This is a genomic window from Nostoc sp. JL23, from assembly GCF_017115065.1.
In the GTDB taxonomy this organism is placed as follows: domain Bacteria; phylum Cyanobacteriota; class Cyanobacteriia; order Cyanobacteriales; family Nostocaceae; genus Nostoc; species Nostoc punctiforme_A.
The window spans coordinates 89,527-115,973 of the sequence record NZ_JABXKN010000135.1 but is presented as its reverse complement, the minus strand read 5'-3'; the positions used below and the strand labels follow the sequence as shown (position 1 = coordinate 115,973).

Annotated in this window: 14 protein-coding genes and 1 pseudogene; 7 read left to right on the top strand and 8 right to left on the bottom strand. The window is 41.0% G+C overall.

Features of this window, described 5'->3' with window-relative positions; all coding sequences use genetic code 11:
- Positions 1-69 precede the first annotated feature (69 nt).
- Positions 70-2,700 (bottom strand): PAS domain S-box protein, encoded by a 2,631-nt coding sequence (locus HWQ42_RS29155; protein ID WP_292818037.1) that lies wholly within the window; start codon positions 2,698-2,700, stop codon positions 70-72.
- Positions 2,701-3,202: 502 nt separating this feature from the next.
- On the opposite strand from HWQ42_RS29155, the gene HWQ42_RS29150 reads away from it, so the two are divergent.
- A complete protein-coding gene (locus HWQ42_RS29150) occupies positions 3,203-9,037 on the top strand; it encodes an AAA family ATPase (protein ID WP_292818035.1) in 5,835 nt (1,944 codons plus the stop codon).
- A gap of 253 nt (positions 9,038-9,290) precedes the next feature.
- A pseudogene (locus tag HWQ42_RS29145) lies at positions 9,291-9,401 on the top strand (Uma2 family endonuclease); the annotation flags it as partial.
- A 259-nt stretch (positions 9,402-9,660) separates the two neighbouring features.
- Here the strand turns inward: HWQ42_RS29145 and HWQ42_RS29140 are convergent.
- A complete protein-coding gene (locus tag HWQ42_RS29140; RefSeq protein WP_292818033.1) occupies positions 9,661-10,281 on the bottom strand; it encodes a GNAT family protein in 621 nt (206 codons plus the stop codon).
- Positions 10,282-10,354: 73 nt separating this feature from the next.
- Here HWQ42_RS29140 and ada point away from each other — a divergent pair, with 73 nt between their 5' ends.
- The 3 genes from ada to HWQ42_RS29125 all read left to right on the top strand — a co-directional run bounded on the left by ada (position 10,355) and on the right by HWQ42_RS29125 (position 13,132).
- Complete coding sequence (gene ada / locus HWQ42_RS29135) at positions 10,355-11,434, top strand: bifunctional DNA-binding transcriptional regulator/O6-methylguanine-DNA methyltransferase Ada (protein ID WP_292818031.1); 1,080 nt, start codon at positions 10,355-10,357, stop codon at positions 11,432-11,434.
- Positions 11,418-12,056 (top strand): DNA-3-methyladenine glycosylase 2 family protein, encoded by a 639-nt coding sequence (locus HWQ42_RS29130; RefSeq protein WP_292818029.1) that lies wholly within the window; start codon positions 11,418-11,420, stop codon positions 12,054-12,056. Before ada ends, HWQ42_RS29130 begins: the two co-directional genes overlap by 17 nt.
- A 62-nt stretch (positions 12,057-12,118) precedes the next feature.
- Positions 12,119-13,132 (top strand): DMT family transporter, encoded by a 1,014-nt coding sequence (locus tag HWQ42_RS29125; protein WP_292818027.1) that lies wholly within the window; start codon positions 12,119-12,121, stop codon positions 13,130-13,132.
- A 177-nt stretch (positions 13,133-13,309) separates the two neighbouring features.
- Here the strand turns inward: HWQ42_RS29125 and dapF are convergent, their stop codons facing one another.
- Positions 13,310-14,149, bottom strand: a complete 840-nt coding sequence (gene dapF / locus HWQ42_RS29120; protein ID WP_292818025.1) for a diaminopimelate epimerase — start codon at positions 14,147-14,149, stop codon at positions 13,310-13,312.
- 69 nt (positions 14,150-14,218) lie between these two features.
- Between dapF and HWQ42_RS29115 the strand changes: the two genes are divergently transcribed.
- Positions 14,219-14,437, top strand: a complete 219-nt coding sequence (locus HWQ42_RS29115; protein ID WP_292741129.1) for an RNA chaperone Hfq — start codon at positions 14,219-14,221, stop codon at positions 14,435-14,437.
- A 143-nt stretch (positions 14,438-14,580) separates the two neighbouring features.
- Here the strand turns inward: HWQ42_RS29115 and HWQ42_RS29110 are convergent, their stop codons facing one another.
- The 5 genes from HWQ42_RS29110 to HWQ42_RS29090 form a co-directional block, all read right to left on the bottom strand.
- Positions 14,581-16,284, bottom strand: a complete 1,704-nt coding sequence (locus HWQ42_RS29110; protein WP_292818023.1) for a diguanylate cyclase — start codon at positions 16,282-16,284, stop codon at positions 14,581-14,583.
- Between the two features lie 684 nt (positions 16,285-16,968).
- Positions 16,969-19,308: a cation:proton antiporter gene (locus HWQ42_RS29105; protein ID WP_292818021.1), complete on the bottom strand. Its 2,340-nt coding sequence runs from the start codon at positions 19,306-19,308 to the stop codon at positions 16,969-16,971.
- 432 nt (positions 19,309-19,740) lie between these two features.
- Positions 19,741-20,718, bottom strand: coding sequence for an SDR family NAD(P)-dependent oxidoreductase (locus HWQ42_RS29100; RefSeq protein ID WP_292818019.1), 978 nt, complete (start codon positions 20,716-20,718; stop codon positions 19,741-19,743).
- A 174-nt stretch (positions 20,719-20,892) separates the two neighbouring features.
- Positions 20,893-22,004, bottom strand: a protein-coding gene (locus tag HWQ42_RS29095; RefSeq protein WP_292818017.1) for an IS630 family transposase whose coding sequence is annotated in 2 segments (ribosomal slippage) — positions 20,893-21,500 and positions 21,500-22,004 — 1,113 coding nt in all. Because the reading frame shifts where the segments join, the coding sequence is not laid out codon by codon here.
- A 49-nt stretch (positions 22,005-22,053) separates the two neighbouring features.
- On the bottom strand, positions 22,054-22,818 hold the full coding sequence (locus tag HWQ42_RS29090) for a hypothetical protein (RefSeq protein ID WP_292818014.1): 765 nt from the start codon (positions 22,816-22,818) through the stop codon (positions 22,054-22,056).
- A gap of 809 nt (positions 22,819-23,627) precedes the next feature.
- On the opposite strand from HWQ42_RS29090, the gene HWQ42_RS29085 reads away from it, so the two are divergent.
- Positions 23,628-26,213 (top strand): adenylate/guanylate cyclase domain-containing protein, encoded by a 2,586-nt coding sequence (locus HWQ42_RS29085; protein ID WP_292818012.1) that lies wholly within the window; start codon positions 23,628-23,630, stop codon positions 26,211-26,213.
- The last annotated feature ends 234 nt before the right edge of the window (positions 26,214-26,447 follow it).

Here is a 26,447-nt window from a genome sequence, read left to right as displayed (position 1 = left end):
GCCCATACCTTGAGGGTGTTTCCTTTACTCAACATTGCCATAAATAACACCCTCTCATTTTTTGGTGATTTATGGGCGATTTGTTGCGGATGAAGTGAACAGAGGTAGTGTAAACCAGAAAGTTAATCCACGCTTGCGGTTATTCATAACACCGATTTCGCCGCCATGCGCCTTAATAACTTTCCGACAAAGATACATTTTTAAGCCAATGCTTGTAGAGCAACAGTCTTGAGGATCGCGGACATGGAGATCGAAGAGGCGATCGCACTCTACTTTACTCATTCCCACACCGTCATCTTGAATCTGAGTGCGAATCATTCCGCCCTCAACGGTAGCGCTCAGAGTAAAATTTAATCCTGGTGGATTATTTTGCAAGCTATGTGCGATCAAATTTACTAAAACTTTCTGCAATCGAGTCTCATCTGCCATTACTAACGGTAAGTCTGCGGCAACCAAGTTCTTCAGAGTGGCTTGATTTTGTGTCAGCATGGGTTCCAACTGGGCGAATGTGCCTCCCAGTAAGGTGCTAAATTGCACAGGTTCGATTTTGATCTCAATACCCTGTTTTTCACAAGAATTAATTTCTAGCAATGAGTTAATCATTGTTAGTTGGCGATCGTTGCCCTGAATCATCCGCTCGATGATTGAGCGAGATATTGGAATTGGGGATTGGGCATTGGGGATGGGGCATGGGGCATGGGAAAGAGGCAGGGTAGAGGGGATGGGGGGCAGAGGGGAAAGACTTGCTGTAATTGCTCCCCTGCCCCCCTGCACCTGCCCCTGATTTAACAAATTCTTTAACACCATCAAGTTACCCATCACCGAAGTTCGTAAATCGTGGGCAACTGTGTGCAAAACTACATCTTTGACACGATGCAATTTTTCAACTTCTTGCATTTTCTGCTGTAACTGTGCTGTCCGTTCTTGGACTTGATGTTCTAAATTAGTGTTGAGTTCTGCTAGCTTTTGGCATATCTGGCTTTGTTGAATCGCGATCGCTAGCTGTTCTGACATCTGCTGTAACAAATCAATTTCTATTGGCTGCCAATGACGCGCCCCTGAGCATTGATTGGCAATTAATGCACCAAATAATTCATTATTTAACATAATTGGTACAGCCAAAGTTGCCCTTGTTTGGAATTTTTGAAAGTGCGCTTTTACTTTAGGAGATAATGTTACTTGTGTTATATCATCAACGACACCCACAACATTATCTTTTAGTAAGTTTCTTAATTCTTGTAGATAAGCTTCATCATTAGTAGACCAACCGGAGACTGATGGATACTTAGGATCTCCTGATTCGGCAAGAGTTTTGACTCCTAAATTAGCATTATTTAAACCAATAAAAACCCGATCTGCTTGCAGAAAGTGCCTGACTTCCGTCACGGTGGTTTGAAGAATTTCCTCTAAGTTAAGGGAAGACCGAATTCGTACTAGGGTTTCTGCCAACAAGCGATCGCGTTGGGCACAAAAGCGTAATTGTGCTTCTACCTGTTTGCGTTCTGTAATGTCGTGATGCACTGCTAAAATGGCAGGAATACCATTCAAATCAATAACTTCGGCTGACAACAGCGTTGTAATTATCTCGCCAGATTTTTGCCGGAAATCAATTTCTAAGTTACGAGCAACTCCCGTGCTTTGCAACTCTTGCACTAAGTTTAAGCGATCGCGATCGTTTACCCAAAGATTTAACTCAAACGAAGTTTTACCAATTGCTTCATCTCGCCCATAACCGGAAAGATTCACAAAACTGTCGTTAACTTCGATAAAGCGTCCTTCTTGCAGCGTGCTAATGGTAATTGAATCGGGGCTACAACTAAAAGCTTTAGCAAATTTTTGGGCAAGATTTTGTAAGGCGATTTCTCCTTGTTTACGATCTGTGATATCTCGGACAATTGCTAGTACTTCATCTGCGCCACTCACTACCAACCGCGCCTCATAATCTCTGATTCCCAAAGGCGTTGTTAGCTGATATTCACAAGTTTGTAAAGTTCCAGAATCTAAAGTTTTAGCGATCGCTACTTGGCTAATGGCTGCAACATCACTCGGCAATAACTCTTGCAGATTTTTTCCAACTATTTCTTCTCTCGATAGAGTGATATTTGCACCCTCACTTTTCAAATCTAGATACTCGCCATCGCGGCTGATGCGAAACATCAAATCGGGGATAGCATCCAAAATTGCTTTATACCGTGCCTCACTCTCTTGCAGTTTTTCTTGGGCTTGTTTTCGGTCTGTAATATCCATAATCAAGCCATGCCAAAGACAATCGCCTGCTGCTTGTAATTCGGGTTGCGAAGTACCTTGAATCCATTTAAGTTTGCCACTAGGCGTAACAATCCGGCCTTCCCAATGCCAAGGTGTAAGAGTATTGCGACAAACAGCAATAGATTCTGTAAAAGCTTTTATATCCTGTGGATGAATCAGTTTACATAACACCTGAAAGTCTGCCTGTACAGCTTCTGGTTCTAATTCATACAAATATTTACAACTAGAACTAATATAAGGGACAAATATAGAACCATCCTGCCGTTGCAGAATTTGGAAAATCATCCCTGGTAAATTGGCAGCAACTGTTTCCAACAGAGGGATCTTCTCTGGTTGAAAATCTGGTTTATGCCGTGATTTTACAATTTCATCCACTCTTAGACCCTTTGATATATAAGCAATTGGCATAATATTCAAGGTAATCATAGCCATTGTAAAAGTTTTTTAGCTGTCGGCGAGATCACTAACAGCAAAAAAGTGGCTCTACTTTCAGAGTAGTTCTGGATGCTGCGATCGCATTCACCCAATCGGGTGAACCATTTGTCAAAGAGCAAATCAGTTAAGGAGTGCTGAGTGGCTTTGAGGCAAAAGTTTAAATCCTCTTCTGAACACTAAGTACAGTTTTGCATAAATTCGTAGCTTTTTTAAATGCAAAGAAATACAAAGAGAATGTACAGATGTAGCAGTGCTACATTTTTAGGAGGTTTATGGATAATAATTAATTTCTGGGAAGGTCTAATAGGTGATTAATTAATAAAATTTTGTAGTCAGCTAATCGTCAATAGCATCTCCGTGTCTTTGCGTAAGAATATCTGCACATCAGATCATTCTCATATCCTTGAAAAACAAACCCTGATTTTGGGAACAATAACTATATATGTACTGATAAAAGTCAAACTTTTGAACAGCAGTGTTGATTATCGAGAGCATAACTATGACAACAGCAATTCATGAAGTTTATAGCATGAGCGGCTATAAATTAATAGAAACAATCTACCAAGGTTCCAAAACTGTAGTTTATCGAGCCATCCGACTGGTGGATGAACAACCTGTTGTCATTAAAATACTGCAAGTAGAATCCCCTACCTTTAACGAACTCTTGCAGTTTCGTAACCAATATACTATTGCCAAAAATTTAAATATTTCTAGTATCGTTCATCCCTATAGTCTGGAACCATATCGCAATAGTTATGCTTTCGTAATGGAAGATTTTGGGGGAATTTCTCTGAGAGAATATACCAAAACTCAATCACTAGAACTTGGGGAATTTCTCACAATCGCCCTGCAACTTAGTCAGATTCTCCATGAACTCCACCAAGAACGGGTAATTCACAAAGATATCAAACCGACTAATATTCTGATTAACCCACAAACTAAACAAGTAAAACTCATCGATTTTAGCATTGCTTGTTTGCTCTCCAAAGAACACCAAACTATGACTAGTCCCAAGGTTTTAGAAGGAACTTTGGCTTATTTATCTCCCGAACAAACTGGACGCATGAACCGGGCAATAGACTACCGTAGTGACTTTTATTCTTTGGGTGTGACATTTTTTGAACTACTAACAGAACAATTACCCTTTGAGTCAGAAGATTCGATGGAGTTGGTACATTGTCATATTGCTAAACAGCCACCAATATTAAGAGGTAAGGGGGAAGAAATCCCCAAAGTGGTTTCAGATATTGTCATAAAATTGATGGCGAAAAATGCTGAAGACCGTTATCAAAATGCTTTAGGATTACAACACGATTTAGAAAATTGTCTCTGGCAACTGAACGAAACGGGTAAGATTAAATACTTCCAAATTGGACAACGGGATATTTGCGATCGCTTCATTATCCCAGAAAAATTATACGGGCGAGAAACAGCCGTCCAACAACTATTAGAAGCTTTTGAGAGGGTTTCTCTAGGAAAGCGTGAAATCGTGTTAATTGCTGGTTGTTCCGGTATTGGTAAAACTGCGGTGGTGAATGAAGTTCATAAACCAATCGTTCGGCAACGCGGTTATTTTATCAAAGGTAAATTTGACCAGTTTAACCGGAATATTCCCTTATCTGCCTTTGTGCAATCCTTGCGTGATTTAATAGTGCAGTTATTAACAGAAACCGATCAACAACTGCAACAATGGAAAAAAAATATCCTGGCAGCATTAAGAGACGATGCACAGATTATCATTGAAGTGATTCCCGAATTAGAAAAAATTATCGGTAAACAACCGCCGACACCAGAATTATCAGCAGAAGCGGCGCAAAATAGATTTAATTTATTATTGCAAAGCTTTATTCAAGTTTTTACTACAAAAGAACATCCCTTAGTTATTTTTCTAGATGATTTGCAATGGGCAGATTTAGCTTCTTTAAAATTGCTCCAATTACTAATGAATGAGTCAGAGTGTGGATATTTATTACTAATTGGTGCTTATAGAGATAACGAAGTATTACCAGCCCATCCGTTAATGTCAACTTTAGATGAGGTAAGAAAAATAGGCACGACTATTAACTTGATGACTCTGCAACCTTTAAGTCAATTAAAATTGAATCAGTTAGTCAGCGATACATTAGGCTGCAAAGAAGAATTAGCATTACCCATTTCACAATTAGTATTTAAAAAAACTCATGGCAATCCATTTTTTGCAACACAATTTATTAAAGCTTTGCACCAAGATGGATTGATTATCTTCAACTTTGCAGAAGGCTGTTGGCAATGTGATATTGCAAAAATAAATCAGCAATCTCTGACAGATAATGTTTTGGAATTCATGGCATTTCAATTAAGGAGGCTGCCAGAATCAACTCAACAGGCTCTAAAGTTAGCTGCTTGCATCGGTAATCAATTTGATTTAGCAACATTGGCGATCGTTTCTGAACAGGTGGAAACCGAAACAGCAGCTTGTTTATGGAATGGGTTACAAGAAGGTTTGATTTTGCCCCAAAGTGAAGTTTATAAATTTTATGTTGGGCAAGAAGAAGAAATATTTACTCAACAAACTTCCCAAAATACTGGATACAAATTCTTACACGATCGCGTTCAACAAGCGGCCTACTCGCTGATTCCAGACGACCAAAAGCAAGCCACCCATTACAAAATTGGGATGTTATTGTTACGCAATTCCTCAGATTCGGAACGAGAAGAACGACTATTTGAAATAGTCACTCATTTGAACGCGGGTAGTTCCTTAATCACTGAACCTTCAGAGCGGCAAGAACTGGCACAATTAAATCTGAGCGCAGGACGGAGAGCAAAATCTGCAACTGCATATACAGTAGCCGTGGAGTATCTTAGCACGGGAATTAGTTTGCTGTCCCATTCTTGCTGGGAAAGCCACTATGACTTGACCCTGGCGCTGTATATCGAGGTAACTGAAGCCACTTATCTCAACGCCGATTTTGAGCAGATGGAGCAATGGGTGACAATTGTGTTGCAACACGCTAAGACCTTGCTCGACAGCATTCCCATCTACGTCACCAGAATGATAGCAGCAAGATCGCAAGGTCTTCCATTGAAAACGCTGAATATTGGTTTGCAGGTGTTGCAACTGTTGGGTATTGAGTTTCCTCAACAACCAACTCCGGCAGATATTGGACAGGCAGCCCAAGCAACTATGCGGTTATGGGAAGGACGTTCCTCTCTGGATTTGCTCAATTTATCCACTATGAGCGATGCTCACTGCTTGGCAGCTATGAGTATCATGAGCAAAATGATTCCGGCTGCCTATCTTGCAACACCAGCCTTAATGCCCCTACTGATATTCAAACAAGTAGAATTTTCGATTAAATATGGTAATTGTCCTGTTTCTGTCTATGCTTATGCCGACTACGGCATCATCCTCTGTGGTGTGCTTGGTAATCTGGAAGCTGGTTATGAATTTGGGCAATTGGCGTTAAACCTGCTGGAACAGTTGCAGTCCAAAATCTTTAAATGCAGAACCTACTTTATTGTCTACAACTTTATTCGTCATTGGAAAGATCCGCTGCGTAAACAACTTGTGCATCTACAAGAGGGCTACCAGAATGGACTGGAAACCGGAGATATCGACAGTACAGCATTGGATGCCCAAGCTTACTGTCACTATGCTTATTTTGCAGGGCGAGAATTAACTGGGTTGGTGAATGAGATGGCAGCCTATCGCCAAAGCATCCATTCACTCAAGCAAGAATCGCCGCTGCAATATCTGGAGATTGCTTATCAAGCTGTACTCAACTTGCTAGGACATAGCCAATCTCCCGATCGCTTAACGGGAACGATTTATCATGCAGAACAACGATTATCCCTGAATCAGGCAACCCAAGACCGAACGGGATTATTTTATTGGCAAGTTAATCAAACGATTCTCTGGTATTTGTTTGGGCAGTATCAAGAAGCTGCCCAACAGTCTGCCCAAGCGAAGCAATACTTAGATGCTGGTATCGCCCAATTTAGTGTTGCTCTGTATTTTTTCTACGATTCTTTGATTCATCTGGCAGTTTACAAAGCTGCAACTGAGTCAGAACAGCAACAGATTCTTGCCCAAGTCGAGGCTAATCAAGAGAAGATGCAAAGATGGGCAGCATTCGCTCCCTGTAACCATCAACACCGTTGGGATTTGGTGGAAGCCGAACGGTATGCTATTAGCGATGTCTACGACGGGCTACGCCTACGCGCCCTAGCAATGGACTTTTACGATCGCGCGATCGCTAAAGCCAAGGAAAACGGCTTCCTCCAAGACGAAGCCCTCGCCAACGAACTCGCAGCCAAATTCTACCTTAACTGGGGCAAAGAAAAAGTCGCCCAAGTTTATATGCAGACAGCTTACTCTGGCTACGCCCGCTGGGGAGCCAAAGCCAAGACAGATGACTTAGAAAAACGTTACCCGGAATTGCTGTGTCCAATTTTGCAACAGACAGTACAAACAGTAAATCTGTTAGAAGCCTTAGCAACAATTGCTAACCCAGTCAGCTCATTTACTAGTACCGCGACTTCTTCCGGCGGCAACATCAACAACATACTTGACTTGAGCGCTATCCTCAAAGCGTCGCAAACTCTTTCTGCAACAATTCAACTTGATGAATTTTTACAGCAACTTACCCAAATCATTCTCGAAAATGCTGGTGCTGATAAATGTGCCCTGCTTTTACCTGAAGATGGAAAATGGCAAATACGCGCAATTACTACCCTTGATAGCACTAGCTTAAAATTAGAACCGCTCGAAAATAATCCTAATGTTCCGACTGCGCTGATTCAGTATGTGAAAAATACAGCGAGTGTGGTTGTGATTGACGATCTCAAAACTAATTTACCGATAATTGATGATTATTTAATTCAGCATCAACCCAAGAGTATGATGTGTTTACCGATACTCAATCAAGGGCGTTTAGTAGGAATTTTATACTTAGAAAATCATTTGACGAGTGGGGTATTTACCAGCGATCGCATTTTAGTATTGAATTTCCTTTGTACTCAAGCGGCAATTTCTCTAGAAAATGCTCGGCTTTACGCGAATCTTCAGCAAAGCGAAGCCCGTTTCCAGAAAGTTGCCGATAATGTTCCTGGAGCTATTTATCAACTCCATGTGACAGCAGATAATTTGGCTTCTATGCCCTATATTAGTTCTGGCTGCTATAACCTTTACGAAGTGACAGCAGAGGAAATAATTGCCGGCAAAGAAAACCCTCGTTCTCTAGAACATCCCGATGATATTGCTGGTATCGAGCAAGCAATGATGGAATCTGCCCAAAATCTGACACCGTTTGTTCACGAATGGCAAATCATCACACCATCAGGAACCGTGAAATGGGTGCAAGCGGCATCTCGTCCAGAGCGACAAGTGGATGGTGCAATTGTTTGGGATGGTTTAATTTTAGACATTAGCGATCGCAAAGCTGCCGAAGCTATCGTTCAGCAAAAATCTCAACAACTAGAACAAGCAATTGAAGACTTACAAAAAGCCCAATTACAAATTGTCCAAAGCGAAAAAATGTCAGCCCTGGGGAATTTAGTTGCAGGTGTCGCCCACGAAATCAATAACCCAATTGGCTTTATCGCTGGAAATGTCAACGAAGCGAAGTTGGGATTAGAAGATATCATTGAACACTTGCAATTGTACCGTTCTGGCGCATCTACAACAGAAATTGAACAACATGCCCAAGAGATTGAGATTGATTATCTCTTGGAAGACGTACCCAAAATGATTAAATCTATGAATGTCGGGTGCGATCGCATTAAAAATATCAGCACTAGCTTGCGGACTTTTTCGCGCGCAGATAAGGATTACAAAGTTCCCTTTAACATCCATGAAGGTATTGATAGCACTATTTTAATTTTGAAACATCGCCTCAAGGCTAATGAAGAACATCCGGCAATTGAAGTCATTACTAACTACGGCAATATTCCCCAAGTAGAATGCTTTCCTGGGCAACTCAATCAGGTATTTATGAATTTAATTGCAAATGCCATTGATGCTTTAGAAGAATCAAATCAAGGATACAGTTTTCAAGAAATTGAAGATAATATTAACCGCATCACTATTACCACATCAATGCATAATAATTCTCACGTTAAGATTCAAATAGCTGACAACGGCATTGGGATGAATGATGATGTTAAAAAACGTATCTTTGAGCATTTGTTTACTACTAAACTTGTCGGTAAAGGTACAGGATTAGGATTAGCGATCGCTCGACAAATTATAGTTGAAAAACATGAAGGTACTTTGGTAGTAAATTCTACTTTAGGACAAGGTTCGGAGTTTGAAATAACACTACCAATCGGTAATTGGCCAAATAATTCGTAATTCGTAATTCGTAATTAATATTATATTTGCATAATTACTTATGATTCCCACAGTAATTGTACCCTACATGCCAAATGCTCTCTACGTTCGCACAGCGTGTCGCAGACAGAAGCTGCGTGTAGATTACTTCTTTGCGGAGTACACAGGCTCGTTAACAAGGCAGTGGAAAGTACAGAGCAAGCAGTGATTGCAACTACGAATTACTTTGACAGACTACTAGAATAGATATATTGCTTCCACCCAAACTGATAACATGAATACTACCAACGTCAGTTTACCTCCTACCCTCGAATTAAATATCGACTTGACTGACGAGCAATTTTTCCAGCTTTGTCAAAATAATCGAGACTTAAAGTTTGAGCAACACCGCAGGCACCGCACTTCATATCGTTTAGCCTTAGTTGCAGTAAACCGAGCCGACTTTGATCGCAACAATCAGATAGAAAGTAGTTTCTCGATACAGCTAATCTATTCTCATTTAGAACATGAATAGATTTACCAACATGGAGAAATTAACGATGGGTTTTTAGGAGTGGATAGTTTCTGTATTATGGGAAGGCTCGGTCTTTTTTATCAAGAAAGGCAGGAGGATGTTTGGCGAACCCTCAATCGAGCCACAGAGGTTAGGAGGAAAACCCACCATTTTTTGCGGCACTAGCCAGTATTTCATATTCAGGTTGTAAAACGGACATAATAATCAGGGAATCATAACCATTTTCTGATTTTAGACATTCGCGTAGCTTTCCTTCGACAACAAAACCAGCACCTTTGTAGACAGCCTGAGCGCGATGATTTTGCTCTTTAACATCCAACCATAACCGATGTGCTTTGTATGTCTCAAACACCAATTTTTTAATTATTTCAACAGTGTCTTTGCCATAGCCTTGCCCTTTTTGTGTGATGACAATGCGACGAAACTCAATACTCTGATTTAAATTAAGCAGTCCAGCCAAAATAACGTAACCAATTTTTATTTCTGTTTGCACAATCAGATGAACAATATCAGAATCAGCGATCGCTTGAAGATGCTGTTGATATGACCAAGGAATGATGTACTGTCGATTATCGTCATCATACTCGGCTTGCAGAACATAATCGAGATCAGCTTTTTGTGTTTTGCGTAGACTTAAACTGTGCATGATCTCACTCAACGACGTATTATCATCACTTTGTTCATTATTGTGAACGGTTATGTTTATTTTAGGTGAATATTCACCAGCATCATGCTGATCTTTGCGGATCATTTAGTTGTCATTGATAGTGGGGTGCTAAAAACAAATGAATTCCTTAATAAAAAATATATTGAAGGAGGCATCAATGCAATTACAACAAACACCAGTCTTGGAAGAAGCACTCTGGCAAGCAGTTCTCAATCGAGACTCCACTTTTGAAGGTAAGTTTTTCTATGGTGTTCGTTCTACAGGCATTTATTGCCGACCGATTTGCCCTAGTCGCAGACCAAATCGCAATCAAGTTTGTTTTTTCCAGTCGGTACAAGAGGCTGAAATTGCAGGTTTTCGAGCTTGTAAGCGCTGTAAGCCACAATCTGAAATAGTTTCAAATACAGCCAAAGTCTTAGCAGTATGTCGATATATTGAAGCACAAGTTGACCATATCCCAACCCTCTCGGAATTATGTTTTCAGGTGGAAATGAGTCCCAGTTATCTACAAAGAATATTTAAGCAAATAATTGGCGTATCCCCCTTTCAATATGCAGATGCGCTGCGTAGCCAACGATTGAAGCAGCGTTTACAGTCGGGGGAAGAAATTGCTCATGCAGTTTACGATACAGGTTATGGTTCAAGTAGCCAACTCTATGAGAAAGCACCTAAGCAACTGGGAATGACACCAAAGACTTACCAACAAGCTGGAAAGACAATTAGCATTGTTTATGCGATCGCTCCATGTTCACTAGGATATTTGCTTGTGGCAACAACAGAGAAGGGTATCTGCGCCGTAAAATTAGGTGATGAAGCAGACAAACTTGAAGACATTTTGAACCAAGAATTTCATCAAGCGCAGATTGTGCGTGATGACCACACACACAAAGACTGGATACAAGCAATCCTTGACTTTATTGCGGGAGATGCAACCCATCTCGATTTACCACTTGATATCCGTGGGACAGCATTTCAGAAACAGGTTTGGCAAGCATTACAAAAAATTCCATACAGCGAAACGCGCACATACGCCGATATCGCCCGTAATCTTGCCAAACCCCAAGCAGTCCGCGCGGTGGGTAATGCTTGTGGCGCTAATCCGATCGCGCTGATTGTACCATGTCACCGTGTACTACGGAGTGATGGCAGTCTTGGTGGTTATCACTGGGGAATTGAGCGCAAACAAAAACTGCTTACACAAGAATCGAAATTTCTCAAAGATGACTCAAACACCTGAACTAGAATCGCTGACTGAAGAAAGTCTGACCCGTGGTTTAATGGTGCTTGCCAAACTTGATAGCGATTTGGCTTGGATTTTAGAAACACTGGGGCCTCCACCAATGTGGTCAAGAGAAGCGGGTTTTGCAACGCTGTTGTGCATAATTCTGGAACAGCAAGTTTCCGTAGCGGCTGCAAGGGCTGTATTTACGCGACTATGTGCGGCTGTTGTAACTTTAACGCCAGAAAACTTTCTGATATTAGATGATGCTCAATTAAGAGCGATTGGATTCAGTCGGCAAAAGATTTTATACTGTCGTGGGTTGGCGAATGCTATTGCAACTGGTCAGCTTGACCTCAGCAAGCTTCAAACAATGGACGAAAATACGATCAGAACTGAGTTAAAGCGTCTCAAAGGCATCGGAGACTGGACAGTTGATATTTATTTGCTCATGGCCCTGCAACATCCTGATGTCTTTCCTAAAGGCGATTTAGCGATCGCGATCGCTCTACAAAAACTCAAAAACTTGGCAACGCGTCCAACACCACTGCAATTAGAAGCCATGACACAGCACTGGCGACCGTGGCGAGCAGTTGCGGCAAGACTTCTATGGCATTATTACTTGAGTAATCCCAAATAATTACTACTTCTCCCTTGGCGCACTTGGCGCACTTGGCGGTTCGTATAATAAATATAAACTAAATGGCAGAAAATCAATTAAGCCTAACACCAGAAAATGATAAAACTTCAAAAATCCTGCCGATAATCATAGTAATAATTGCATTATTAGCTTTATCTTCAACAGCAATATTTATTAAAATTGCTGTTAGAGAAATGAGCGCTGTAGCTACATTATTTAATCGTTTATGGATAGCGACTATTATCTTTGGATTATGGAGTGGAATTAACCAAGTACGGACTCAAATTACAGAAGATAAACCTGTATTAGCACAGCAGCCTTATCCAATCATAGAGATAGCGCTTTTAATAGCAGTGGGTTTAGTTCATGTATTAGGTCGATTATCTTGGACTTGGGCACTAACTCAGACTGGTGCTGCTAATGCTAATGCTTTAGGTAGTCTCAATCCGCTATTTACTACTTTAGGAGGATGGCTATTTTTTAATCAAATTTTTGGGCGCAAATTTATTATCGGTCTGATCTTAGCCATAATCGGTGCGATCGCTGTTGGATTTGAAGATTTATTGCGTTCTAATAATAATATTACAGGTGATGCTGTTGCCCTAATATCATCAATATTTTATGCAGCAAACTTTTTACTTATTGAGCAGATCAGCAATAGGTTTTCAATTATCACCATCCTCGTGTGGCGCTGTGCGATCGCAACTTCATTGATGATACCTGTAGTGCTAATTTTAGAAAAACAAGTTTTTCCAGTTACTTTGTCGGGGTGGTTAGTAGTCTTTGCCCTAGCAGCTATTTGCGAAGCTTTGGGTCATGGGCTAATTGTATACAGCCTCAAAAACTTTTCATCAGGATTTATCTCTTTACTTTTACTACTCAATCCGGTGATTGTTGCTATTCTTGCTTGGATACTTTTCTCGGAAAACTTGAGTATTTTTAACTTGTTAGGTTTGGCTCTAATTTTAGGGGGTATATATCTAGCAATTTCTAATAAAGAAGCTGTGCAATCTAAAGTTAATACCCATATCCAATCTCCAGCAGAAACAGATTCATCCGCCAGTTCCCCAAAATAATATCAATTTGAAAAAATAATGCAATAAATAGACCATATTGTAGAGACGCGATTCATCGCGTCTTTACCCAAGGATGTGTTGCAATATTATTAAATAGCTACAAGAAACGATGGCACAGCCCGCCACAGACACCGCTGTTATGGCACTACTACTTGAGTAATGCCAATAGTAAGTCGGTTACAGTTTTCCAATGAATACTCGTTCAGCCGGGCCTGTCATATAAACTCGTTGGTCGATTTCTGACCATTCAATTTGCAAGGGGCCACCTGGTAATTCTACAGTTGCAGTGCGATCGCATTTTCCAGTTAACACACCAGCTATCAAGGAAGCACAAGCACCAGTCCCGCAAGCTAAGGTAATCCCAGCACCCCGTTCCCACACCCGCATTTTCAAATAATCACGGCGCACCACTTGAATAAATTCAGTATTTATGCGTTGGGGAAAAACTGGGTGATGCTCAAATTTTGGGCCGATGGTTTCTAACTCAATTGCTGCTACATCTTCTACAAAGGTAATGCAGTGAGGATTTCCCATATTTACACAGGTGACTTCCCAGGTTTTATCCGCCACCTCCAACGGCTGAGAAATTACTTTTTCTTGGGCGGGTGCAAGATTAGTCGGAATTTCGCCAGCGAGTAACTTGGGTAAACCCATGTCTACTTTAACTTGACCATCAGATAAGAGTTGGGGAGTCATTACACCACCCAAAGTATGAATGCGATATGAGTCTTGATTGCGGGATTCGCCTTCTAAGTCTGCCAAAAAGCCAGCTAAACAGCGAATGCCATTGCCACACATTTCTGGTTCTGAACCATCAGAATTAAAAATCCGCATGGTGTAGTCAGTGCCATTTTCTCCGGGGAGGGCAAAAATGACACCATCAGCACCGATACCAAAATGGCGATCGCACAACTTGATGGCTTGCTCTGGAGTCACTACAGGCACAGATGACGAGCGATTGTCAATCAAAATAAAGTCGTTGCCTAGACCATGATACTTAGTAAATTCGATTGCCATTTCTTCAAGGATGAATTATCAAGGATTAGTTACTCTTTATTTTGCCTTGTAGGTTCATCTTTACTAAAAATGCTTACCGAATTTGACACCACTTTACCCAGTATTAGACAAGTCCAAAACCTGATTAAACAAACAACGCCAGTAGAGTTAAAGCTGGTGACTCAGGATGTACTCACAGGAAAGGTTTTATGGCAAGATCCACAGTGTATCTGTATTGCTGATGAAAACAGTCAGCAAACCACCGTTTGGAAACAAGCGATCGCCTACATCAAGCCGCAAGTGAGTTAGGAGTGAGACAGAAACATCACAGTAGCAGGGGGAATACTTCTTCTACCCTGCCGCAAAACGAAGTGGAGCAAGGGTCTCAATCCCCCTGCTCCCACTCTCCCTGCCCCTCCCTATTTTTGAACCCCTATTCTTTGTCACTGGACTTAGAGTTTTGCAGCACAAACCCACCGATTGCGTCCTTGTTCTTTAGCTTTATACAAAGCTTTGTCGGCTGCATTAATTAAGTCTTGAGGTGAACTTTTATCTGTTGGTTTTTGAATCGCAACACCTAAACTGACGGTCACAAAATATTGAAAATTATTCTTTTTCTTATGGGGAATCTTTAATTCTTGAATAGATTTTTGAATCAACTTAGTTACTTTAATCGCACCTGATTCGTTCGTATTTGGCAAAATGACAATAAATTCTTCACCACCATAACGAGCTAGTAGATCGGTAGGACGCTTTAATACAGATTGTGCTGCATGAGCAACTTGTATTAAGCATTCATCCCCAGCTAAATGTCCATAAGAATCGTTATAATCCTTGAAATAGTCAATATCAAATATAATTAAAGATAAATAATTATCGCTTAGTTTTAGTCGATTCCATTCTTGTTCTAAACATTGATCGAAACAATGACGGTTGGCGATTTGGGTTAGAGCATCTAGCTTACTAAGTTTTTCTAAATGTTCTAAAGCTACATTAAACTGAGCAGCTAACTGGTGGATAAATTGAATTTCCGACTTTTTCCACTCGCGTGAACAATAGCACTGATGAACACATAGTAATCCCCATAAAGTTTTTCCTTTCATTAGAGGTGCAATAATTTGTGCCTTGATTTGAAATTGCTCTAACAATTGAATGTGGCAATCTTTTAGACCAGCTTGATAAATATCTGATAATACCTGTATACGCCCTTGGTGATAAGCAACTGCATATTTTTCACCAAAACAATTATCCTTTACCTTGATGGCGATCGTAGAATCGTAGTCAGGTAATACATTCTCGGAGACAAATTCTCCAGAGGTATAGTTAGATTCCGGGTCAAATCGAAAGATACTGACGCGATCGCTACGGAGAGCCTTACGAATTTCTCGTGCAGTAGTCTTAAACAAGGTGTCTAGATTCAGAGATTCACGAATTTCAGCAACTAAATGAAATAGAATCTCCTGCTGCTGATTTGCTTTATACAGTTCTGCTGCTTTTTGTTCTGCTTGAGCTAAAAATTCTGCTTGTTTAACTGCAAATCCTAACTGCGTTGCAATCTGAGACAGAAACTGAATTTCTAATTGTTTCCATTCATGTGGCTGTGAATGCTGATAAGCTGCAAGCACTCCCCACAGGTTTTTTCCCACAAATATTGGTGCAGTTGCATAAGCTCGAATATGGAACTGTTCTAAAATTTCTAAATGGCATTGAGACAAGCCTGCTGCGTAGACATCTGAAGCAATTAAAGTTTCATTATTACGATACCTTCCACCTTGATTTTCTTGTAGATAAGAGTCATTCCAAACTGTATTTTTTCCTAATGTCTCTACATCATCCCATCCAGTCTCTGCAAACTCAAAGTCACTGACAAATTCTCCACCCCAGTTTTCATAGAAACGATAAACGGCAATTCGCTCGACGCGGAGTAACTTGCAAGTTTCTTTAGTGGCTGTACGAAAAATTGTTTCTAACTCAAGAGAAGCTCGGATTTTGCTAATAACTCGGTAAAGCGCCCTTTCTTGCTCTTCTAACTGCTGAATTTGAACTTGTTTATCATGCAGTTGAGTTTCTAAATTACTAACACTAGACTGTCCTAAAATCTTACAGAGTAGATTAGCAGATACTCTCGTAATAATACGTAAACTTGTGTACAACATTATAAGTATAATTTCAGTAATATTGTAAAGATGAAAATAGACAGCTACAACGATGTAAAAACATAATTTTTCGTAGTTTATAACCATTATCGCGTAAGAAAGTTTTGTGGTCGCTTTTCTTCATCTGACTTTTGCCATTAAGTCTTAAAAAGCTTGCTCACAAAGAATTTTGGATAACGCACAGTATTACAATACAGTAACGATCGCGATCGCCAAAGTATCTGACAACTTAAAATATGAGATTAAAAAGTATTGTAAAGACAGAATAAATTTGTAAAAAGTAAAGCTCAATTCTTAGGTACATTCAGTTATCAAACAAGGTCATCAAATTCAGTCGACCAAAAACTTCTGCGATTGACAAAGATCAAGCAGATGACCCTATTAATTACTTTGCTGCAAAAGAGAATCAAAATTTAGAGTTGTTCAAGCCAAGAGATCGCCAGTCTCCAAGATTGATTTGTCCCATTTTCCCGCACCCAATACTTCTCGATTAAGGGAAAAGAGGAAAAACCTTTATTTAATATTGTGTCCGGCTAAAAGCTTATCATTTAGACCGCAGGGGGAAAGGGCTTTGCCGATTTTTGCACAGATGCGGTAATCATAAGTGATTAACTGGACTTGATATCACTACCATCCCAAAGGCGCGATCGCTAAATTGAACCGCTTACTTGCGCCAGTCAATTATCAATCAGTCACACTATCGGCAGGTAAAAACTCTTTGAGGGCTTCTGCCTCAGCAGCTTTCACCACTGGGATAGAAAGGGGTACTGAACTGGCGATCGCAAATAACTGTTGTAGTTGACTCAGACCTGTCAAGTTACCACATAACAATACTTGGTCGCCGACTCGCAAATCCATACCGCTATCAGGGTAGCGGATAAACTTGCCATCTCGCCGGATCGCCTGTACTTGGACTCCAAATTGCTTGCTGATATCTAAATCTGCAAGGGTTTTACCTAGTGTTGACGCATCTGGATTGACTGTAACCCACTGACAAGCACTATTTTCTCCGGGAACAGCCGCTTGTCCCTTAGCGAATTCTGCCAAAGCCGCCAGTTCTTCATCAGCTCCCACTACCAACAAGCGATCGCCTTCTGCCAATTTGGTTTGATTGTTGGGATAATCAATTTCATCGCCGTTAGCGCGGCGAATTGCCATCAAACTCACTCCTGTTAAATAGCGCATATCCGCCTCTTCTATACTCATGCCAATTAAGGGCGAATCAGCTGGTAAAGGATACCAGCGCTGATTTAAATCGCGGGTAGCTTGGCGCAAATCACGAGCAACTTCAGTTGCAGAACGCTCTGGGCGCAAATCTAAGTAATGATCGTTGCGGATTTGCTGCATTTCTCGTTGGACGACAGCTGAGGACAACAAGCCTAAGCCAGTTAATAAATAGGTTGCCATTTCTAAGCTGGCTTCAAACTCTGGTTGTACAACTTCCCTTGCTCCCAATTGATACAGCACCTCAATATTTTTATCCTGGGTAGCACGGACAACCAAATCTAATTCTGGGCGCAATTCCAAGGCGCGTTTCAAGCAAAGACGAGTACTCATGGGGTCTGGGAGTGCGATCGCCATTCCTTTGGCATGATTCACCCCGGCAGTTTCCAGAACGTGTAAACTGACGCAATTACCATAAACATAAGACACCCCAGCCTCACGTAACTGCTGAATTCTACTCTCTGATTGGTCGATTACCACCACGGGTAAGTCATGTTGCTGCAACAACTTCACCAAATTCTTGCCGACTCGCCCATAGCCACAAACTACTACATGGTCTTTGAAGGGCAAATCTTCCGATACATCCCGCGCCTCATCTTCTTCTAAGTACGGTTTCAACCAAGGCATTGATTCGGCAAAGTTAAATAAAAATGGCACTAACCGCAGTACAAAGGGAGTAAGCATGAGAGTGACTGCGGTAGTTCCCAAAATTAATAAATATATTTGTCGGGACACCAGCCCCAAAGACTGCCCTTCACTAGCGAGAACAAAGGAAAATTCCCCAATTTGCGCCAATCCCAAACCAGCAATTATGGCTGTTTTCAAAGGATAGCGGAACAGTTTCACTAGGGGCGTGATAATCAAAAATTTACCTACGAAAACTATTGCCACTAATCCCAAAATTAATTCCAGGTTGTTCCACAAAAACACCGGGTCAATTAACATCCCAATAGCAGCAAAAAATAAACTGGCAAAGATATCTCGCAGTGGTTCGACATAAGTCAGGGTTTGATCGGCGTACTCCACCTCAGAAATCATCAAACCTGCGACAAATGCGCCCATCTCAATGGACAGCCCCAAATGCTCTGTCAACAGGGCAATGCCTAAACACAGGGCTACAACCCCTAATAAAAATAGTTCTTTACTTTCGGTACGGGCTAGCAGTTGCAACAAAGGCGGTATCAGCCAAATCCCCGCAGCTACAGCCCCAGCAGCAAATAAAGCAATCGAAGCTAGCGCTGTTAGAACGGCGATGCCAATAGTTTCTGCTGGTTGATTAAGGGCTGGTAAGACTGCTAACATTAGTCCTAGTGCCAAGTCCTGTACAACTAAAATCCCTAGCATTACTTGCCCGTGAGGCGTTTCTGTTTCGTTGCGCTCCATCAAACATTTGAGGACAACCGCTGTGGAAGACAGCGACAGAATACACCCCAAAAACATCCCCTTAGCAGGTAAAGCTCCCCAAGCTCCGCTTAACCCGCATACTAAAACTGTCACCAAAATCGTCAAAGCAATCTGGAGTCCACCTCCACCAAGAGCGATCGCTTTTACCTTCTTGAGTTCCGCAAAGGAAAATTCCACACCCAAGGCGAATAGCAAAAAGGCGACCCCGAACTGTGCCAGAGTCTCTACTTGAATCAGTTCTTTAATCAATCCCAGCCCAGTTGGCCCAATAACTATCCCGCCAATGAGATACCCCAGCAGCACGGGTTGTTGCAAAAGTGCCGCCAATAGTCCGCCACAGGCTGCAACGCCTAGAACTAAAACTAAATCAACAATTAACCGAAAATCTTCTTGCACCAGTTTTAAAAGAACTATTAAGACCTATTAATTCAGGATACAAAGTTTTATATATCCCAGGATAGTTTGTTTAGATATTGGGCATTGGGTATAGGGCATTGGGCATTGGGCATTGGGCATTGGGCATGGGGCATGGGGCATTGGGCTAGAAGAGATGTATTTTATAATGCAACAATGAGTCTTTGATATTCGCGGACGAGTCTTTAATACTCGTGAATGAGTCTTTGATACTCGCGGACGAGTCTTTAATACTCGTGAATGAGTCTTTGATACTCGCGGACGAGTCTTTGATACTTGTGAATGAGTCTTTGATACTCGCGGACGAGTCTTTAATACTCGTGAACAACTATAAAAACTCTACTTACTCCAATGCCCCATGCCCCATGCCTCATGCCCAATGCCCTATGTCCAATTCCCTATGTCCAATGCCCATTAGATTTTAGGTGAACCGAGGGCATTCAATAATAGCAGCGACCACGGCAGTTTAATATCAGGTATAAGCCATGAGTACTTTCTCAGTAGAGGCAATGCAGCCGGCAGCACAAAACGCAGAGAGCGTAATGATGCAGGCTGCTCGCCATTTTCATCTACAAGATTATATTTCTTAGCCAGTTCGGCAACAATCTGCACACGTCCTGTATGGCGGATTATATTTGGCTCACTAGCAAGTGCAGCGATCGCTCTTCCAGTAAATAAGGGAGTTTCCCAGTTGTAGCGATCGCTCAAGAATGAGTTTTTCTGGCCAGTACCATTGGTTTGATTCATCTCAGAAGCAAAACGCGAAAAAAGCTCAGTACCAACAATACCCGGCCAAATTGAAACAGAAGTGACATTATGGGGTTTGAGTTCAACAGCCATGTTAGCAGCAAGGCGATCGCAAGCTGCTTTGCCAACACCATAAACTGTATTAAAGAGATAAAACATACTACCCCACGAGGAAATGGTGCAAATGAGTCCAGAGTTACGCTTAGTCATCATTCGGGCTGCAAAAACACTCGCAACATAGTGGCTCCGAAGACCAACATTGTTACTAGCATCCCAAAGACTTGGTTCAGAATCCCAAAAAGGCTGTCCCTGAGCGTCTTTTAACGCCTGAACTCCTGAGTAAGCATTATTTACCAGTAGGTCGAGTTGTCCATTTTGCTCATCTTGAATGCGATCGAAAAGCAAACGCACCTGCTCATCGTCGCTGTGGTCTACTTGGACAGGAATGCATACACCTCCGGCTTCCTCAATGGCTGATTTCGTTTCAGCAAGACTACCTGAAACCCCCTCACTGGAAGAGTTATTGAGGCTGCGGCCCGTGACGTATACAGTTGCACCTGCTTCACTAAGTCCAATGGCAATTCCCCTACCAATTCCCCGCGTAGCACCTGTTACTAAAGCCACTTTACCTTCAAGATGTTTCATGAGCGCTCATTTCTAATCTTTTAGCGTTAAATATTGATTATTACAATATTCTTTTGTCGCTGTGACTGAAACAACTTCTACTTCGATCGGTTTTTCTTTAGTTCCATCGATCAGAAACTCACTAGCTCCTTCACGAGGTTTTTTCGGATTTCCCCAATCATAGGTATAGGAATCCTATTTGATTTTTGAATAAGCTCCGTACATTTGTAGAGTGTCAAAACCAAAGGTTGTGTGTCTAATAAACCACTCAAACATCCACTTTAAATGAGAAAATGTTGGAACCAAAGCGCAAAAACGTCTAACCCATGTTTTTGCTTGTAACCAAATATCTTCAATTGGATTTTGTATTGGGCAATTAGGGGCAAAGCGAACACAATGTATTTTCCATTGCTCGGTTGGCAAACTTTGATTAACAGAGTCTAAAAAACCTCGAATTTCTTTGGAACGGTGGTAACTAGCACCATCCCAAAAAATTAGTAATTGCTGGTCGGGAGAGTCAGCTAGCAAGTATTGTAGGTAGTCAATAGTATTTTTTGAGTTTCCCGCATCATAAGCTTTGAGAACTAATTTTCCATCAAGATAGTCAACTGCCCCATAGTATGTCTGCTTATCTCGTTCATTAATGACTCTCACCGCTATTTCTTGGTCACTTTTTCCCCATACGTAGCCGCTTAAATCTCCCCACATTAAATGACACTCATCAATTAGCAGCACTCTTAATTTTCCTGTTTCGATTGACTCCCGGTGAGTTGCCAGCAATGTTTCAATCTCTTTTTTTTTACGGCAACAGCATTCTCGTCGGCTTTGGGGTTCAGCTTTGTAGTTTTTTTCCAACTGATAGATGCTGCATCAAACAAATCGTAGTAACTTTGTTTTGACTCATAAACCACATCATACTCAAAGGCCAATTTGTACTCCAGTTCTCCAAGCTCCCAACAGTCCTTAGTTTGCAACCAACTCAACACCTCTTCTCGCTGTTCGGCATTCAGGTAGCTCTTTCTTCCTTTGTGGTTCAAGCGCAGTCCCGAAATTCCATATTCCTCGTAGGCTTGCTTCCAACCTGTTATGGAGCCTCTAGACACATCTAGAATTGTTTGAATTTCATCATACAAATAGCCTTGATAAACCAGTTTGACTGCCAACGCTTTCCTGACCTCACGCACATCTGGATGCAGAGCTATAAAATCTTGTAGTTCGGCGATCGCATGAAATTTTATTCCCTCTGTTGACTGTTGGTGCGATACTTCCAGTGCAAGTGTGGCAGTTTGTAAATGCTGACTTATCATTGTCCTTTATTAGACTTTCATTTCCCTACGTATTATCTTGTAGTCTTGTTCAAAAATCAAATAGGAGTCCTATATAACCTAAACCTGTCCAAGGGTAATGTTCTTGATTAGCAACTGCATAAGAAGTTGTATATATCTCTTGCAAAATCGGATAACTAGCAGGAATCGGTATATTAAAAACATTACAACTAGAATCATTAATTTCTGGATCAACACATGGTCTACTTAAATTTTCAGCTTTTACCCACATTTCGACAAAATGCGTCTTATTTGAGTACCTATTTAAAATTAAGCCTAAATACTGCTGTAACCTCAGAGAAAGCATAATATTACCGGGAATATTTATACCGATCCCCTTACAATTTTGACAAAATTCCTTAACTTGAGGAACGGCTGTTAACCAAGTCCGTGCTTCTATGCTTTTTTTGGTACCTACTTTCCAATCCTCAGTTGGGTTTTTGACATATTTCCAACTCGCCATCAAATATTCAATTTTGCCATTATTTTCTCTCCACTTTATTTGAACATTAGTTTTTGATAATAACCAAAGATTTTTGACTACTTTATCTTCACTCGGTCTTTTTGCATCTTCAATCGCTGCATCTAACTGCCTTTTTAGAGCGTTATAACTTTCTGGTTTATTTTTCTCCAGATACTCATTGACATTTGGGTTGGTTTCTGATTGCGCCAATAAATCCTTTTTGAGGTTTGATGTACTCTGTATGGGAATTTCTGTAGCTAGTAAACTGGAATATCCGACTGCCAAGAATGCACCTGTCAAGCCTAAAAATACTTGAGCCTTTAATTTTTTCATTAAAATAATCCTGTGGATTTCCAGCAATAGGGTGAATGTTCCAGCCCATGTAAATATGGGTTCAACTCGAAGATTGAATCTGATTTTATATTTATGTTTGGCTGAAATAATATTGTGCTTAATATTTTTAATTAACTTTATCTGTATAAAAATCAATATCTATGAGCTAGTACTACTCTCTCAAGAATAAATTGATGGATAAGCAAGTTCGTAGTAAGGACTTTAGTCCTTATTTTTTCAGCACTAAAGTGCTTATTACAAACCCTCAAAACTAAGTTGGCAAATTAGTAGTCTGCCACAGGCATCACAACAGAATAATAGAGTGGTTTATTACCGCCGAACTGAACTTGTATTTTTTACTCAGCACTTTCTTTTTCAGAGTGACATATCTGCGAAAGGAAGCGATCGCAGTTAAGCTATATTTTTTAAGTATTTTCACTTAGATAAATGAGTTATTTTAAAACAAATCGACTACACTCTACGGACATAGCAATGCTCATTAGTCTGTCCCTGCAAAATCTTACGAGGCAACATTAGCAATCTCTCGCCTGCGGAAAACATTGTTTTCTCGTTTATATGAGGGGTCTAACCCTCTATTTATCATCTGTATCCACCAATAGGAAGGGGTTTTGGTCAAGCCATGCTTGTTGGTAATCAGCTTGAGCGTTTATTCACAGGATGACGCTGGCTAAACAAGCGATTAAACTATGGATAATGTCGAGCAATTGTTGCTTTTAACACCACTTACATAAATTTAATCTCATCGTTAAATCCAAAACCTTATTCTGTTATATAAAAAAATACCAGTTATGTCAGCGTATCAAGGAAGTTGTGGGGAGACCACCGATTTGATTATTGGTGTTCACAACCAAGAAAACCTCGAATTACCAGCAAATTCTGCTCCTGTGGGTGCTCTTGCCACAAGACAAGGAACTTTTTCTACGTTTCTTGCTCCCTTGACTCAGGATACTTTTAAACAGGTCGTTAAGGATGTCGAGCAAAAATTACAGATTGTTCATCAAACCCTATCAATGCTTGATTCTCATGGGTTTGAAACCATTCTGCAAGAAATGTTGCATTCGATTACCTTGAAAACCGGGGAATTGTTGGGAGCAGACCGGACGACGATATTTTTATTGGATGAAGAAAAACAAGAACTTTGGTCAATTCTAGCTGAGGGTGAGGGCGGTCGCTCTTTAGAAATTCGCATCCCTGCTAATAAAGGTATTGGTGGTGAAGTTGCCACTTTTAAAGAAGTTATTAATATTCCCTTTGATTTTTATAACGATCCGCGATCGCATTTTGCCCAAGAGCAAGAAAAAAGAACTGGCTATCGCACCTACACCATGTTAGCTTTGCCACTCTTAAATGAACATGGGCAATTAGTTGCAGTAGTGCAATTACTAAATAAATTAAAATCTGGAAATAATCACGATGCTCTACTTGCAGAGCGCATTGATACCAGAGGTTTTACCTGTGCTGACGAACAATTATTTCAAGAATTTGCCCCTTCGATTCGCCTGATTTTAGAGTCCTCGCGCTCTTTTTATGTAGCTACTCAAAAACAAAGAGCAGTGGCGGCGCTGATGAAGGCGATCAAGTCACTTTCTCAAAGTAGTCTCGACTTAGAAGACACCCTCAAACGGGTGATGGATGAAGCCAAAGAACTGATGAATGCCGATCGCAGTACACTATGGTTAATAGACCGCGATCGTCATGAATTGTGGACGAAAATTACTCAAGATGATGGTTCAACGAAAGAGTTACGAGTCCCCGTAGGTAAAGGCTTTGCTGGAATAGTAGCGGCTTCTGGCAAGAAGCTGAATATTGGCTTTGATTTGTACTACGATCCTGACTCAGAAACAGCCCAAAAACTAGACCAGCAAAATGGCTATCGCACCTGTAGCTTACTTTGTATGCCAGTATTTAACGGCGATGAACAACTAATTGGCGTTACCCAACTCGTAAATAAAAAGAAATCTGGTGATTTTCCCCCTTATAATCCAGCTGATTGGCCGAAAGCTCCCGACTGCTTCCAAGCTAGCTTTGACCGCAACGATGAAGAGTTCATGGAAGCTTTTAATATTCAAGCCGGAGTAGCGCTGCAAAATGCCCAGTTGTTTGCCACAGTCAAGCAACAAGAACAAATGCAACGGGACATTCTGCGTAGTCTTTCCAATGGAGTGGTTTCCACTGATAAAACTGGATTAATTATCGCCGCCAATGAAAGCGCCAAGCGTTTGCTAGGACTTGAGCCAGAAGACCGTTTAGAAGGTAAATTAGTTACTGATGTCATTGGCATCAAAGAAGGTGACTTTAGCAAGTGGTATCAGGATGCTTTACATGCAGTTGATTTAAAAGGTCGTCAGCAATATTACCCTGATCGCACACTTCTGGGCACTGGTACAGAACAGCATAGTATTAATTTATCGATTAACACCATTGCCGATGCTAGCGACCAAGAGCAAGTCCGTGGGGCGCTGGTGGTGATGGAAGACATCAGTGATGAAAAGCGGCTCAAGAGTACAATGTACCGCTACATGACCCAGGAATTAGCCGAAGAATTGCTGAAATTAGATGATGCTAAACTAGGAGGCGATCGCAAAGAAGTTTCGATTTTATTTTCGGATATTCGCGGCTACACCACATTAACAGAAAACTTGGAAGCAGAAGAAGTGGTAAGTATGCTCAATGAATATTTTGAATCAATGGTGGAGGCAGTCTTTAAACATAAAGGCACTCTTGACAAATACATCGGCGATGCCATCATGGCTGTATTTGGTTCTCCTCTACCATTAGAAGAACACGCTTGGATGGCAGTACAAACATCCTTAGAAATGCGCGATCGCCTACACGAATTTAATCAACGTCGCCATGTAGATGATAAACCCAGAATTAAAATCGGCATTGGTATCAACTCAGATACCGTGATTAGTGGGAATATTGGCTCTAGTAAGCGGATGGAATTTACTGCTATTGGCGATGGCGTTAATCTTGGCTCTCGATTAGAAAGTGTTAGTAAACAGTATGGTTGCGATATTATTATTAGCCATAACACTTTTAAACCATGCCAAGATAATATTTGGGCTAGGGAACTAGATTACATTCGTGTCAAGGGTAGAAACGAACCAGTAGCCATATACGAATTACTGGGTTTGCGTTCCAATCCAATTGAAAACGAAAAATTGCAAGTGATTGAGCACTATCATAAAGGGCGTGAGTATTACCTCCAGCGGCAGTTTTCTCGTGCCAGGGCTGAATTTGCTAATGTTTTGGCAGCAGACAGCCAGGATAAAGCTGCTATGTTGCATCTGTTACGTTGTCAGCATTGGTTACAATCACCCCCAACAGAATCAGATTGGGATGAAGGAGTCTGGACATTTCAGGAAAAATAACCCCAGCAACTTTTCGGTTAGCGCTTGTAACTAATACCAGTTTGAAAAAAGATGTACATTAACTGACTATTTGTCACTGTTAACAACTTGTGTAGCAGATTTCAATTTTGTGAGGTACACAAGCTAAGTCTGTTACCCAAGTATAAAGCTTGTTTTACTCCTGAATTCTGTTAGCGCATCAGGGTGTAGCCCATTCTGTATTCTGCTGTATTAATCCGCCTCTATAAGAGAATA